The sequence below is a fragment of the Oceanobacillus chungangensis genome, from assembly GCF_003369565.1.
GTDB classification, from domain to species: Bacteria; Bacillota; Bacilli; order Bacillales; family Amphibacillaceae; genus Oceanobacillus; species Oceanobacillus chungangensis.
On the sequence record NZ_PIOD01000005.1, the window covers coordinates 453681 to 468707 of the forward strand.

Annotated in this window: 11 protein-coding genes; 9 read left to right on the top strand and 2 right to left on the bottom strand. The window is 38.7% G+C overall.

All coding sequences use genetic code 11. The features are described 5' to 3' along the window. Positions 1–116: 116 nt before the first annotated feature. Together CWR45_RS05775 and speE are read left to right on the top strand one after the other, a co-directional pair. Complete coding sequence (locus tag CWR45_RS05775) at positions 117–1133, top strand: Gfo/Idh/MocA family protein (protein WP_115748875.1); 1017 nt, start codon at positions 117–119, stop codon at positions 1131–1133. A 173-nt stretch (positions 1134–1306) separates the two neighbouring features. Next, positions 1307–2179, top strand: coding sequence for a polyamine aminopropyltransferase (speE, locus tag CWR45_RS05780; RefSeq protein ID WP_245975345.1), 873 nt, complete (start codon positions 1307–1309; stop codon positions 2177–2179). A gap of 362 nt (positions 2180–2541) precedes the next feature. On the opposite strand, the gene CWR45_RS05785 is transcribed toward speE, so the two are convergent. After that, a complete protein-coding gene (locus tag CWR45_RS05785; RefSeq protein WP_115748878.1) occupies positions 2542–3225 on the bottom strand; it encodes a hypothetical protein in 684 nt (227 codons plus the stop codon). 629 nt (positions 3226–3854) lie between these two features. Here CWR45_RS05785 and CWR45_RS05790 point away from each other — a divergent pair. The 6 genes from CWR45_RS05790 to CWR45_RS05815 are packed head-to-tail and all read left to right on the top strand — an operon-like array spanning position 3855 to position 12780. Then, positions 3855–6464, top strand: coding sequence for a putative amidoligase domain-containing protein (locus CWR45_RS05790; RefSeq protein WP_245975357.1), 2610 nt, complete (start codon positions 3855–3857; stop codon positions 6462–6464). An 18-nt stretch (positions 6465–6482) separates the two neighbouring features. Beyond that, entirely contained in the window at positions 6483–7895 is a 1413-nt protein-coding gene (locus CWR45_RS05795) for a Mur ligase family protein (RefSeq protein WP_245975346.1), read from the top strand. An 18-nt stretch (positions 7896–7913) separates the two neighbouring features. Continuing rightward, positions 7914–9395 (top strand): phosphoenolpyruvate mutase, encoded by a 1482-nt coding sequence (gene aepX, locus CWR45_RS05800; protein WP_115748882.1) that lies wholly within the window; start codon positions 7914–7916, stop codon positions 9393–9395. Then, positions 9395–10528, top strand: coding sequence for a phosphonopyruvate decarboxylase (gene aepY / locus CWR45_RS05805; protein WP_115748884.1), 1134 nt, complete (start codon positions 9395–9397; stop codon positions 10526–10528). The genes aepX and aepY overlap by 1 nt, the downstream gene beginning before the upstream one ends. After that, complete coding sequence (locus CWR45_RS05810) at positions 10521–12380, top strand: 2-aminoethylphosphonate aminotransferase (protein WP_115748885.1); 1860 nt, start codon at positions 10521–10523, stop codon at positions 12378–12380. The genes aepY and CWR45_RS05810 overlap by 8 nt, the downstream gene beginning before the upstream one ends. Then, complete coding sequence (locus tag CWR45_RS05815; protein WP_245975347.1) at positions 12367–12780, top strand: NUDIX hydrolase; 414 nt, start codon at positions 12367–12369, stop codon at positions 12778–12780. Before CWR45_RS05810 ends, CWR45_RS05815 begins: the two co-directional genes overlap by 14 nt. A 481-nt stretch (positions 12781–13261) precedes the next feature. Here the strand turns inward: CWR45_RS05815 and CWR45_RS05820 are convergent, their stop codons facing one another. Further along, the gene (locus CWR45_RS05820; protein ID WP_115748887.1) at positions 13262–13654 is read right to left on the bottom strand and encodes a hypothetical protein; all 393 of its coding nucleotides are present in this window, start codon (positions 13652–13654) and stop codon (positions 13262–13264) included. A gap of 253 nt (positions 13655–13907) precedes the next feature. Between CWR45_RS05820 and CWR45_RS05825 the strand changes: the two genes are divergently transcribed. After that, the gene (locus tag CWR45_RS05825) at positions 13908–14834 is read left to right on the top strand and encodes a DMT family transporter (RefSeq protein WP_115748889.1); all 927 of its coding nucleotides are present in this window, start codon (positions 13908–13910) and stop codon (positions 14832–14834) included. Positions 14835–15027 lie beyond the last annotated feature (193 nt).

The window sequence follows — 15027 nt, forward strand, 5'->3', positions numbered from 1 at the left end:
TTAGGAAAAAATGGAAATTTGAGGAAGCCTATGACTGTGCCAAAACGTGGAAAATGTTATATTTGCAGTAAAGGAAATGCAAAGTTTTCTAATGGAATAATTAGGAGCGATAAGTAATGATTCAGGTTGCGCTATTAAGTAGGTGGCATGTACATGCTGATGATTATGCTCGAGAAGCTAAAAATAATGAGCAAATCTCCATTCAACTTGTGTGGGATGAAGATCATGAACGCGGCGAAAAATGGGCAGATGAATTAGGTGTTCCATTTGAAGCAAACTTACAATCGGTTTTATCGAATCCAAATATCGATGCCGTTATTGTAGCAACACCTACTAACTTGCATAAAGAAATTATCATTGAAGCTGCAAAACAGAAAAAGCATATCTTTACTGAAAAGGTCTTGGCTTTTTCTCTCGAAGATTGTAAAGAGATTATTAGCACTGTCGAAGCATATAAAGTTGAGTTAATGGTGTCCTTGCCACGATTAACCGATAATAATTATTTATACGCGGAAAAGTCGATAAAAGATGGCTGGCTTGGCGATTTAACAATGATTCGCTGTCGAACGGCACATAATGGAGCAGTAGTAAGCAAAGAAAATCCCAGTGGCTGGTTGCCTGAGAGATTTTTTAATAAACAACAATCGGGTGGCGGGGCATTAATTGATCTCGGGGCACACCCAATCTATCTTACAAATCGTTTAGCAGGACCTGTACAGGCAATCTATGCACGTCTGCAATCCCAAACAAGTGTAGATGTGGATGATAGTAGTGCAGTTATGGTCGAGTACGAATCAGGAGCGCTCGGCATTATTGAAACAAGTTTCTTATCACACGGAAGCCAGTTTCAGCTAGAGTTATATGGGACGGAAGGAACGCTGCTAATTAACAAAGATCAAATTCAGCTAAAAAGTATTCATGTAGCAGATAATCAGTGGGTGACTCTAGAAGAACAGCTGCCGACTGTACCCATGCCGATGGAACAATGGGCTAATGCAATTAACACAGGAGTCAAGTCTTTTATTACGAAAGAAGATATAGTGAATTTAACATTGATTAATGAAGTGGCAGCTTTGTCGCATGAAGAGGGTCGTCGGATTGAAGTGAAAGAGATTGTTGGAGAGTTAAGTTAAAATCTGGCAAACTACCACTGGATAAATAGAAAATGAGATGGGAAAATTGGAAAAAGGATCTCATCTCTTTTTCATATAAATCATCCAACTCCAGTCACTAACCACACCATCAACCACTAGGACAAGGAACCTGTCCCCCTGTCCTAGCATAGCATATTCACGAGGTGATGAAAGTGGTTGAAGAAAGGGAGTTAAAGCATTATAAAAAAATCCATGATCAATTGTGGATTTCAAATTATGTTGTAAATGCAAGAATGAAAACCGAATATAAAGTAAAATCCTTACTTCATTACGAAGTATCTCCTATCCAAGAGATTAGTGTTGTTGAGACGAAGGGTTTTGGAAGATTGCTAGTACTTGACGGTGTACCACAGATTTCTACTGGTGAAGGATTTATCTATAATGAAATGATTAGTCATATTCCAATTATTACACATCCGAATCCTAAAAAAGTGGCAGCAATAGGTGGGGGCGACAGTGGTCAGGCAAGGGAGGCGATGAAATATGCCTCTATTGAAGAAATTACTGTAGTTGAACTTGATCCTCAAGTTACAAGCGTCTGCAGAACATGGTTAACACCAGACTCATATTACGATAAGGATAGTCGATTTCGTGTCGTACATCAAGATGGTATTGAGTGGATTAAAGAAAATCGGGAGTACGATGTATTAATTATCGATCGTCCAGATCCTGTTGGCCAAGCTAAAAATCTATTTAAATCTGAATTTTACAAAGACGTTTATGATGGACTTACCGATGATGGTATAGTGGTCTTTCAGTCGGGATCTCCATTTTATAATACTTCAACATTGCGGAAAACATATCGGTCTTTAAAAGAATTATTTCCAATTGTTCGTACGTATTTAATTACCATTCCACTCTTCCCTTCAGGTATTTGGAGTTTAATAATTGCTTCTAAGAAATATGACCCTCTCGATGCTGATTTATCAAGACTTCAGGATGAAGATACAAAATATATTAATAAAGAATTATTTCTTTCATCCTTTGCTTTGCCGAATTATGTAAAGGAAATTTTAGAATCATAACCAAGTGGCTGGGGCATAAGTGGTTTAACAAAAGTTTAATTTGATTGTTAGGAAGCTAAGCCGCTCCGGGGATATACTTCGCTTTCCACGGGCGGCTGTTGAGCCTCCTCCGTGCTATCGCACTACGTAGTCTCATCCAGGCCTTTTCTCCCGTAGGAGTATCTTCCCTACGCTAAATTAGTATATTCTTCGCTTCCATAGTTTAATGTTTTATTTTGTCTCAGCATTTTGTATTGAAATTTTTGCAACTCCATCCGAATTATACAGCTAGGTCCACTAAGCACTAACATCCTATTGGACCTAGCCTTATGTCCAGATGCTTCAGTTCTCTCCATGCCGTCACCAAACGAACAATCAGCTTTTCAATTGCTTCTCGATGGGTTTACAAATTTTTCTTGAAATTCTTTGATTGTTTCTGTAAATATTTTTATTATTTGAAAGCGATATTCTTTACGGATGGTTTTAGATATTTCAATTTGGATTGTATTAAAATTAGAACCATATCCTTGATAATCCTTTTTATCTCCTACTCGATGAAAGGAAATGGATGGATTACCAATAAATTTTCGATTAAAAATAAAGCTAATGTTTGGTAAAACTTCTTTTGTCTTCCTTGTTAATGTATCCTCGACCCAATCACTAATTTCTGGTGAACAGGATTCGCCTTTAACCGTTCCGATTTCTATCGCAAATGGACCATAATGTTCATCCTTCATTCCATGGAATGACAGGTGTAAAAATGGATGGTTGAGTTGATTTTGAATAGGCTTTAAAATATTTAGAAACTCCAATGTTTCCTTTAGTACATTTCGATGCTCCATAATCGCTTTGGCATTATCTTCATTCGGAATCCGGTTTAGATCAACAAGCTTTCTTGACACAGTACTAATAATACCTGCGCAACCGGTAGATTCCATGATCTCCTCTACAATTTGCTTTGTAAATATATCTGCTGCTGGTGGTGTGGCATGTAAGGCTTCGACAAGGGAGCACATATATCCATTGCCTAGATTATATTTTATATAGTCTCTTTGAATATATTTCATTGCCGCATCAGCTCCTTGTGTTACATATGCTGGTCCATCTATTACTCTATATTAACTAATGCAGAATAATGAAATGTTGCTTGATTTATTCATCTTTGTTTCATAAAAATCGTCAATCACCTAACGAACTGCTCCCATTCCAGATTCACTTTAAAATTCCACCGTATCAATCCTAGGAAGATTGTTGAGTACCAAATGAAATATCCAATTCGTTCAGCTAACATCCTGGAACATTAACACTTTTCCTATGTCTAATGTATATCACAGAAGCTTGTTCACTCGAACACTGATCTTCGAAAACAATAACCTAACAACATTTGTGTCTCTATTTGAATTACAGCATAAGATAAACTACTCATCAAACCTCCTGTGTCTAGAAGTCAATTTTTACATTACGAAATTAGATTTTAACCCTGCATATTCTAGGCTAAATTTACATTTTAGAAAATGGGCGGGAAATATGGAATAAACAAGGTAGAAAGTTTTGTAGATAGGCATATTATATAAAAGTTATGATTACTCCTGCATTAAATATGCACTTTCTTCTTAAAGCCTTAGGGAGTGCAGGAATATTATTAAATAAAGAAGTGAGATGGATCTTTTGTATTGGAGGTTTTTTTGTGGATTTGATGAAGGAGAGATTCTGGATTGAATCTGATAAAGAGTTAATGTTACAAATCCTAAAATTAAATAATGTTCCCGTTATTGAAGTAATGGATCCGAGAACATGTGTATATCCAATAGTAGGGCGTAGGTTCGGTAACCATAATGGAAAAGATATTTCTGTCATCCATCTAATGGAACAAACGCTTGAAAGTGAGCATGACTTTTATACAAAACTGTATTCCATTGACAAGGAATACAGACTATATGTAGATGGCCTGTCAATAAAAAAAATAGAACGAGCTGTTGCTCAGCAGGCAATATTTGAAGAAATTTCAATTCGAACAGCAGCCTATGGATGGGAGTGGGAAGAGGTTGATGGTGACCAAGTACCATTAGAATGGCATATGGTAGCAATTCGTGCCCTTTATGTTACAGGGTATACAAAAGGGTATGTAAAATTAGGCATTCTGGCAAATGAACGTGCGATCGTTGTAGATATAAATCCTGTAAGCATGGAAAATGTTGATGATACAGAGGAGCCAAAGATCCCATTTACGATTGGTGCGGATATTGAGTTTATGCTGAGCTGCGATCAAGAACTGCTTCCTGCCTCCACATTTTTTCCGATCGAAGGAGATATAGGCTGTGATGATCGGCAGATTGAAAAGGATAGTGGAGAATATGCTTTAGTGGAAATAAGACCGGAAAAGGCGGATTCACCTGATGAACTTCATCATCATATAAAACAGCTAATTGAAAAGGCATCAACAATGGTCCCATATCAAAATATTGAATTTCGTTCAGGAAGTATGCCATTTAATGGTTACCAATGTGGTGGGCATCTTCATTTTGGATTAGCCCCATCGTTATCTTTGTTACGAGCATTAGATCACTATCTTGCAATTCCGATTGCGATGATTGAGGAACCAAGAACGGCAAAGAAGAGAAGACGAACAACCCACGGGGGAATCGGACGTTTTCGTGTGAAGTCATATGGATTTGAATATATTTCCCTTAGTTCGATGATTCTGGAGTCAAAGCTTACCAAGTCAATTCTTTGTTTAGCCTATTTGGTAGCTCGGCATCATCATGAATTGCAAGCCGATTTCTTGTTTCATCCAAATATTCAACGCGCATATTATCATGCGAATATCCCTGTATTAAAAAAGCTATGGCAAGAAATAAAATCAAAACTTCTAGCGACCTCCAGTTACTTGAAGTTTAAGGAGGAAATCGATTATTTAATTGAGATGATTGAACATGGAAGGGAAATTGAAGAGTCCAGTGATATTCGTAAAAATTGGGACATCACCGTTCCAAATGCTTCCTATGATACAGGTCTTATTATTAACATTCCAAAGAAAATGAGGGAGAAGTTTCACTTAAAAGAAGGGGAGCAGACGTTTGTCAGTGCGGGTAAGAATATCTCTCCTGCAACGATTCATGCATATCCATTCGCATTTCGAAATGCGGATACGATTCAGCTGTCTAAATCGTTACGGTCAGAATTAAACCTTCCGAATAATTGGATTCCAAAACTAACAGCACGAGGTAGTGTAATTACATTAGGGCCGATTATCGGGATATTGGCGAAAAAACCGTTCGACAGGCAAACAACTTATTTTCAACATTTATTTAAACTTGCAAAGGAAAAGCAAATGTTCGTCTATGTTTTTGAGCCCTTGGATATTGACTGGGATAAACAAGTCATTCGGGGTACAACACTAGATGGCGAAGGGACGTTTCCATTTCCAGCTGTCATATATGATCGTTTTTTATTTCGTGGTAAAAAGAAACTTGGTTATAGTATTGACGAAATAAGAGTAAAGCTGCAAACCATCCACCACATTCCTTTTATCAATCCACCGGCATTATTCCAATTAACAGGTAATAAATGGTCAACATTCCAATTACTATCAAAAGAACATGAAGCATATTTACCGGAGACACGACTTCTAACGGGGGCGAATAACTTAATAGAAATGCTGAATCTCTATGGCGAAGTGTATTTAAAACCATTGGACGGCTCATTAAGTAAAGGGTTAATTCGAGTTATTCGGAAGCCTTCCGGGATTAGTCTTTATGAATTTAATTCCAGTACAGTGCAGGAGTTTAAACAGATGGATGATTTGATTTTATTCACCTCCTCTCTCATCCAAAAGACACCATATCTCGTCCAAGAAGGGATTAGAAGAAAAAGAATCGACGGTAAAAACATTGAGATTCGTGTCTATATGCAAAAAAGCCAAAAGAAAAACTGGCTCAGAACAGGGATGGTTACTCGTTTGACTAAAGAAGAAGTGATGAACGAAGAGTTTGAAGAGAATGTTCGATTGAGTAAGGTAATGGAAGTCTTGTATCCTAATGCAAATAAGCGTCGTTATCGGACAAATGAGTTGGCTAAAGCGGCAAAAGCAATCGTGCTGACAGTTGAACAAGAAATTGGAGAATTTGGTGAGATAGCTGTCGATCTTTGTATTGATCAATATGAGTCTATCAAACTATTAGAAGTAAATGCGAAACCTGATAATCTATTTTCCCAAATCAAAGCATATAAGTTGCGAACAATAGCGGCTAATCGTTTGCTTGATTATGCTGCATCGCTAACGGAATATCGTAACGAAGAAAGATGAAAAGGGAAGTGAACAAATGTGATACCAATACGATTGAGTACGATTCTAAAAGCAATCGGTGAGGATGAACTTCTGCAAGAGAGTAACGATCCGATGATTCACTACGTAATGAATGTATCGAAGCGATCCATTGATAATAATACGTTAGTGTTTCATATGGACGGTGAGAAAATTAATGGAAAGTACTGGAGGAAAAATAAGGCAATTATCCTCATTACAAATCGCCCTGATCGGTGTAAGAATCTTGGCGACTCTATCACGCTTATTACGTGCAATCATTTGGAAGATGTTTACTGGAAGTTTATCTCCTATTACCGGGGACTCTTTGATATCCCCGTAATCGGTGTAACTGGTACATGTGGGAAAACCACAACAAAAGAAATGATACGGCAAATACTAAAGAAAGATTTTCATGTAAAAGGAACATGGATGAGTATGAACTCCATGTCAGTAAATTTAAGATATTTAATGAAACTAGAAAAGGAAACAGAGGTAGCTGTTTATGAAATGCCTGTTGCATATCCAGGGTATCTAAAAGTTGCTTGTGATTACTTCAAGCCGCAAATACGAGTCCTGCTAAATATTGATGTCCATCACCTTACAGGATTTAATTCACCAGAAGATTATATGCTAGCTAAAGCAGAAATTATCTCTGGAATGGATCCAGACAAAGACGTGCTAATCCTAAATGCCGATGACGAAAACATTAGAAAAGTAGTAGACATCCGTCATTTAAAACGGGTAATTTACGTTGGAAAAAGTGAACATTGCCATTTTAGAGCAACGAATATTCATTACACAGAGGCTGGGATGAAGTTCGATCTGGTACATGAAGGAAAAACATATGAAGCTTTCGTACCGGGGTTTGGCGAACACAATGTATACAATGCACTTGCAGCAATAGCATCGGTATCCTTTGTCGGAGTGGATATAGGTCGGGCCATTGATGTGCTTTCATCCTTTAAACAGGTAAAAGAACATTTAGAAATTAAAAAAGGTGTCGATGGATGTACTGTTTTGGATGATACGTGGAACGCTGCGCCACTTTCAATGGAAACCGGGTTGAAAGTGTTAACAGCGCTCTCTAAGAATAAGAAGTCGATTGCCTTGCTCGGATATATGCCACAACTTGGGAAAGGAAAGTATGCATCCGAACAATATGAAAAAATGGGAAAGAAAGCGGCAAAGGCAAATCTAGATATGCTCGTTATCGTTGGAGAAAAGGCGAGAGAAATCGGAATGAGTGCGATTAACCTTGGGATGGCAGAAAGTAAAGTCTATTACTGTGAAACTGGCGATGAAGTGTTTGATGTAATTAGAAACCACTTATCGAACGATACGAATATACTGATGAAGATTACTTATCGTGTGATGAAGCGAGATAGCTTTCAAAGACTAAGGAAACAACTCATTCCAATCGATAAGGAATAGGACGGGGAGAGTATGGGTATGAAGAAGTCCACACAACTAAAGAATCTAATTAGGAGTAACCAGCTAGAAACAATTATGGAAGCACATAATGCATTATCAGCTAAGATAGTAGAAGAGACAGGTTTTAAAGGGATTTGGGCAAGTGGGTTATCAATATCTGCAGCCCTCGGTGTCCGTGATAACAATGAGGCTTCATGGACACAGATTTTAGAAGTGTTAGAGTTTATGAGCGATGCGACGACGATTCCTATTCTTCTCGATGGGGATACAGGATATGGGAATTTTAATAATGCGAGAAGACTTGTGCAAAAACTGGAACAACGTGATATTGCCGGTGTTTGTATTGAAGATAAATTATTTCCGAAAACGAATTCCTTTATTAGGGGTGAGGTGCAGCAATTAGCAGATATAGAGGAGTTCTCTGGAAAGATTAAAGCAATGAAGGATGTTCAAAAGGATGATGACTTTGTCGTAGTCTCCAGAGTCGAAGCATTAATTGCAGGGTGGGGAGTAAAGGAGGCACTCAAACGTGCAGAAGCCTATCGCCAAGCAGGAGCCGATGCGATTCTTATCCATAGCAAACAATCCGATAGTAATGAAATCGAAGCATTTATGAAGGAATGGGGAAATAGGCATCCAGTTGTTATCGTACCAACGAAATATTACAAAACGCCCACATCTCTTTTTCAAGAGTTAGGGGTTAGTCTTGTCATTTGGGCGAATCATAACTTACGTGCCTCCATCAAGGCGATGAAAGAAACATCAGGTAAGATTTATCAAGATCAAAGTCTATTGCATGTTGAACAGACGGTATCCCCATTAGAGGAAGTCTTTCACCTCCAAAACGAAGAAGAGTTAGGGCATGCGGAGACATTATACCTCCCTCAAAGCAGTAATAAAAATGGAACGATATTAGTAAGGAAACCGGAGGCATTAGCCATACAGGCGGAGCAACTGGAGCAGCTGAAAGCAAATGGAGTAAATAATATCGTAACAATCCCTGTACAGGAAAGCATAACTGGAGAGTTAGTTTCGCTATATCAGCATCGAGATAAACTAGGTGGAGATACGATTATTAGTTACAATGATATTTTCTATAAACCTTATATTTTAAAAGAACTGTTGCAAGATAAAAATGATATTACGATTGTCGTCGATGCAGATGGTCGAGGAGCAAATGGAAATCCAGTTATCACATCTGAAGCCCATTCCAAGTTATTGTTTAACAAAACAGTAAACTTACAATCTATGACAACTATTGGAAATCAGGCAAATGTCCATGGAGAGTTTATCGGCTTATGGAAGGTCTCGGAAAAAGGTGCAGCCATTATTAATAAGGCTTTAGAAGATTTAATGAACAGCGATCGGAAAAGCGAGCTAACGTTGGCGGATTTACTAAATCGTACGTTAGCATTACACCCAGTAGCTGTACACTACATTAAAAGTTCGTGGTTAGATAGGGAGACGTATGAGAAGGTTCAAGAAGCAGGTGATAATTAATAATGGAAACGTCACAATTCGGTGCAGTGTTAAAGGAATTGGGATTTGACTTTTATAGTGGAGTTCCTTGTTCTTATTTAAAAAGTCTCATTAACTTCTCCATTAATGAATGTGAATATGTCATGGCGAATAATGAAGGAGATGCGATTGCAATTGCTGCAGGGGCTTTTCTCGGTGGGAGAAAGGCCGTTGTGTTAATGCAAAATTCGGGACTGACAAATGCCATCTCACCTTTAACATCGCTCATTCATCCATTTAAGATTCCAATCTTAGGGTTTGTCAGCCTCCGCGGCGAGCCTGGTTTTCCAGATGAACCGCAACATGAACTAATGGGGCAGATCACTCCTAAATTACTAACGTCAATGCAAATCGAATGGGATTATTTATCCACTGACCTTGAAGAGGCAAAGCAACAGCTTCAGATTGCCAACAATTATATCGAGCAAAATAAAGCTTACTTCTTCGTAGTGAGAAAGGGAACATTCGATAGTATTGCATTGATTGAAAAACCGAAACAAAAAATACCGATTCAAAAGGAAAAGCGAGAAAAAGTGAAGGAGGATGAAGTTCCAAATAGATTTGAAGTATTAGCGCTAATTTCATCCTTAAGAGATGATGACACGGTATATTTAGCGACTACTGGAAAGACTGGCAGGGAGTTATATGAAGTGGAGGATGCCGCTAATAATTTCTATATGGTAGGTTCCATGGGATGTATCAGTTCGATAGGGTTAGGCTTGTCACTGACTAGAAAGGACAAATCGATTATTGCACTCGATGGTGACGGAGCATTGCTGATGCGGATGGGGAATTTAGCAACAAATGGTTATTATGCGCCTGAAAACCTTCTTCACATCCTGTTAGATAACCATACGCATGATTCAACCGGTGGGCAATTCACGGTATCTCCTAATGTGAACTTCGTTGATACAGCGTTTGCATGTGGATATGAGCAATCGATCTATGTTCATAATCTAAAAGAATTAGAGGAAGGGATACAAGAGTGGAAAGAAAATCCGAGATTAACATTTTTGTATGTAAAAATTGCAGAAGGATCGAAGAAGAACCTCGGACGCCCAAAGGTTAAACCGTTTGAAGTTAAAGAACGATTGCAGGTGTTCTTAAATGGTTAAGACAGCAGTCATTTTAGCAGCAGGCATGGGCGAGCGAATACGGGAGCGAACAGGAGATCATCCGAAGGGGTTTTTACTTTTAGATGGAAAACCACTTATTGAGCATTCAATCTTAAAATTGTTAGATGCAGGGATCGAGTCCATTATTATTGGGACTGGATATGAGAAAGAAGCTTACGAAGAATTGGCAGTGAAATATCCAGAAATTGAATGTGTTTATAATGCCGATTATGAAACAACAGGAAGTATGTACACATTATACAAATTAAAGGATGTCATAAAGGAAGATTTTTTACTCCTGGAGTCTGACTTAATTTATGAAAAAGAGGCATTGAATATTGTAATCAGCCATCCTTGTGAAAATGTAATTTTAGCGAGTAAATTCACAAATTCAGGTGACGAGGTTTATATTGAGGCAGATGATAACCAATATCTCATCAATATGTCTAAAGATAAACAAGTCCTGAATCATGTTTCCAGTGAACTCGTTGGCATTACAAAGCTCGCTAATGCTACATTTCATAAGCTGTGCAGTTATCTGGAAAAGACTGTGAAGGATTTTCATAAGATGCATTATGAAGAGGCATTGGTTTCCATTGCAAAAGAGATCGCTATCTTCGTTCAACAGGAAAGTAATATTGTTTGGTGTGAAGTAGATATGGAGGAACATTGGCAGCGAGCGATCAACTTTATCTACCCACTTATAAAAGAGAAGGAAAATGTTGTACAGAAAGTAAACCGAAAAATTTTACTAAACCCAGGTCCCGCAACAACGACAGATACGGTAAAGTATGCCCAAATTGTAGAAGATATTTGTCCGCGAGAAGAAGCGTTTAGTGATGTAATGGAATTTGTCGCCGATGCGTTAACAGCTTTTGTTGCCAACCTTGAAGACTATACGACAGTCCTTTTTAGCGGATCTGGAACGGCTGCAGTTGAATCAATCTTAAGTTCTGTTATTCGTGACGATGCGCTCTTGATTATCAATAACGGGGCATATGGCGAGCGGATGTGTAAAATTGCTAGCGCATATGGATTAAAATTCTACAACTTCATCAGTCCAGCTGATCAAGCGATAAACTTAAGATTACTGGAAACATTTATTCAAAATAGCAAATTAAAAATCTCCCACATTGCCGTCGTACATTGTGAAACATCGACAGGTCTGCTAAATGATATCGAATCACTTGGGCAGTTATGCGAGAAGCATCACTTAAGCCTAATCGTTGACGCAATGAGCGCCTTCGCTGCAATTCCAATCGACATGAAGGAAATGAATATTAGCTATCTTGCAGCGAGTTCCAATAAAAACCTTCAAGGGATGGCTGGTGTATCTTTTGTTGTCGCGAATAAAGAGCAAGTGGAATCGTTAAAGAATGCAAGACGACGAAATGTATATTTGAACTTATATAACCAATACGCCCACTTTAAAGCAACGAAACAAATGCAATTTACTCCACCTGTTCAAACACTTTATGCCTTAAAACAAGCAATTATTGAAACGAAATGGGAAACAATTGAAGGCAGATATGAAAGATATTCGAAATCATGGGAGACGTTAATTGAGGGAATCACCCGTTTAGGAATGAAGCATTTGGTTGATAGAAAAAATCATTCAAAAATCATTACTTCGATTATTGAACCGTCACATCCTAACTATAATTTTTATGAAATGCATGATTTCTTTTATGAAAGAGGGATTACTATTTACCCTGGAAAGGTCGATAAACAAAAAACCTTCCGTGTAGCAAATATTGGCAATATCAGCTCGATTGATATGGAAAAATTCATTGACCTTCTAGAAGAATTTTTAAACGAACTGAAGGAGCCTAACGAAAGTGAAAAAATATAAAGTAGCTGTTGCGGTAATGGTAGTGAATGATGAAGGTCATATATTACTTGTGAAGACTAGAAGAGGCTGGGAATTTCCAGGCGGTTATATTGAAGAAAAGGAAGCAATCGAGCAAGCTGCAATCAGAGAAGTAAAAGAAGAGTCAGGAATTGAAATAAAACTGGAAACCTTTCTTGCAGTGGAACAGGATATAGAAAGATCAGTAATCGTATTTATATATAAAGGGAGAACCATTAATGGGGAACTGGCCACCTCCAGCGAAACGAAGGAAGTAGGTTACTTTACTTTTGAAAAAGCGGTCAGATTAATCACGATTGACCATTTTAAGAGAAGGCTTATTGAGGGACGGGGGGACAGAAACCTTGTCCCGGTGAGTATTATTAAGATGCGTGAGGGATAGAGGTATAGGGAAGAGGCTTATCACTTGCATATCAAGGTGATTAGCCTTTTTGGTTTGTGATGATGTGAGAGTTCTAATGTTTTGAGCGCTCGTGAAAAAGGATGAGAGCTCCAAAGCATGTTGTGTGCGCTCGTGAAATAGAATGAGAGCTCGAAAGCATGTTGTGTGCGCTCGTGAAAAAGGATGAGAGCTCCAAATCCTGTTTTGAGCGCTCGTGAAGTAGGATAAGAGCTCGAAAGCATTGTGTGCTCGTGAAATATGATGAGAGCTCCAAAGCATTATTTGAGCGCTCGTGAAATATGATGAGAGCTCCAAATCCTGTTTTGAGCGCTCGTAAAATAGAATGAGAGCTCCAACCCATGATCTAAGCGCTCAGGAATTTATATAAGAGCTCCACCTCATGCTTTAAGCGATCAAGAACCAGAATAAAGGCTCCCCCCACATACCTATTTTTCATAAAGTCTGGGGTTGCAGCACATCTCTAAATAATCTCCTTCACCGATATCGCCCCGGAAAAGCTGCTCACCCGGCAATCACTAATATCTTCTTCATTTAATAATCCTAGACTAATGGCCGCGTTGATTTTCTCGTCGTCTGGCTTCTTCTCAACATAAATTAATTCATCCATATTCAACTCTTCTAATCTCGTAACGGTCAGGTCGTCCACAAACTTCTCAACCTTCCGTATTTGCCGCTGCAACTTGAATTCACCATTCGTTACTTCTCCTTTTGTGTTGGCTCCAACTTGTTCGTCAAAATAGGCGTGAAATTGTTTCTTTAATTGACTCATCTCCGAATCGATTTCTTTCTTTAATTTACTCAGGTCATAGTATCTAGCAATCATTTCTGACGTAATTAGTGAAGCACCGCTCATAATATCCCTCCAAATAGCTTGATTAGTAGGTAAGAAAGTATAAAATATTTCTTACTACAAAATAGTTATCTAATAAATATTATGTTAGGCGGGATGGATTATTACTAGGAAATTAATTGTCACAGCTTCTTAATCGGATTGAAAAGAGGGTCAAGATTGCCCTTAATTTGGACCTAAACTATAAATATAGTATAATCTCCTTTGGCGTGTTTCCAAATTGCGCCTGATGAAATAGTTTAGGAGCTGACATGTTTTGAAAAGTATTTATGAGAAGAAATGGGCAGTCATTCTGATTGCCATTTTTTGTTCGGTATTATGGGGCAGCGCATTTCCTGTCCTTAAAATAAGTTATGAGGAGTTGCAAATGGCGCCTGACGATACGATTGCCAAAATGGTATTAGCAGGGATGCGTTTCCTCTTGGCTGGAATTATAATATTGGCAGGGCTTGTTATAACAAATCCGAAAAGACTGCTCGTAACCCGCAAGCAAATTCCTGTGTTAATTTTACTAGGGATCTTCCAAACGACCGTGCAATACTACTTCTTTTATAATGGACTCGCGAATGTTACAGGAATGCAAGGTGCAATCCTATCCTCTGCAGGAACATTTTTTGTTGTAATCTTAGCGCATTTCTTCTATAAAAATGATCGGTTGGATTGGAAAAAATCAATCGGTCTAATTGCCGGTTTCGCCGGAATAATCGTAGCGAATTGGGGGCAGGGACTCGAGCTAAGCTTCCAATTAGATGGGGAAGGTTTCATGATTCTCTCTGCTGTCGCAGCGGCCATCGCAACGATTATGGCAAAGGAGCTCGCTGTTGGAATTCACCCATTTACATTAACAGGCTGGCAGCTGTCGATCGGTGCGGCAGTAATGCTACTCATTGGCCTGCCACAACTTAGCGAAAATGCAATGAGCTTAACACCTCTAGGATGGGGGCTATTCATCTACTCCGCACTTCTATCAGCTGTCGCATTCGCACTCTGGTATTCTATATTGAAATATAACAAAGCAGGAGAAATAGCGATTTATAAATTTATCACCCCTGTATCTGGAGCTTTATTATCAGCGATGTTGATCCCGGGGGAAGCAATCAATGTTTATATTGTTGGTGCGATTGCATTGGTGGCTGTTGGGATTGTTGCGTTGAATTATCGTGGGGGAGAGAGGAAGAAGTAGAAGTGAGATGCTAGGACTTGATCTGCAGGAGCTCAAGGGCAGGTGAGTGGAGCTCTTATTAGTAGTGTTTGAGCGCATGTGCGGAGGGTCGGAGCTCTTAAATGTAATCTGGAGCTTTGGTGGGAAGGATTGGAGCTCTTAAATGCAAACTGGAGCGCACGTGGAAGGATTGGAGCTCTTAAAATAAAATCTG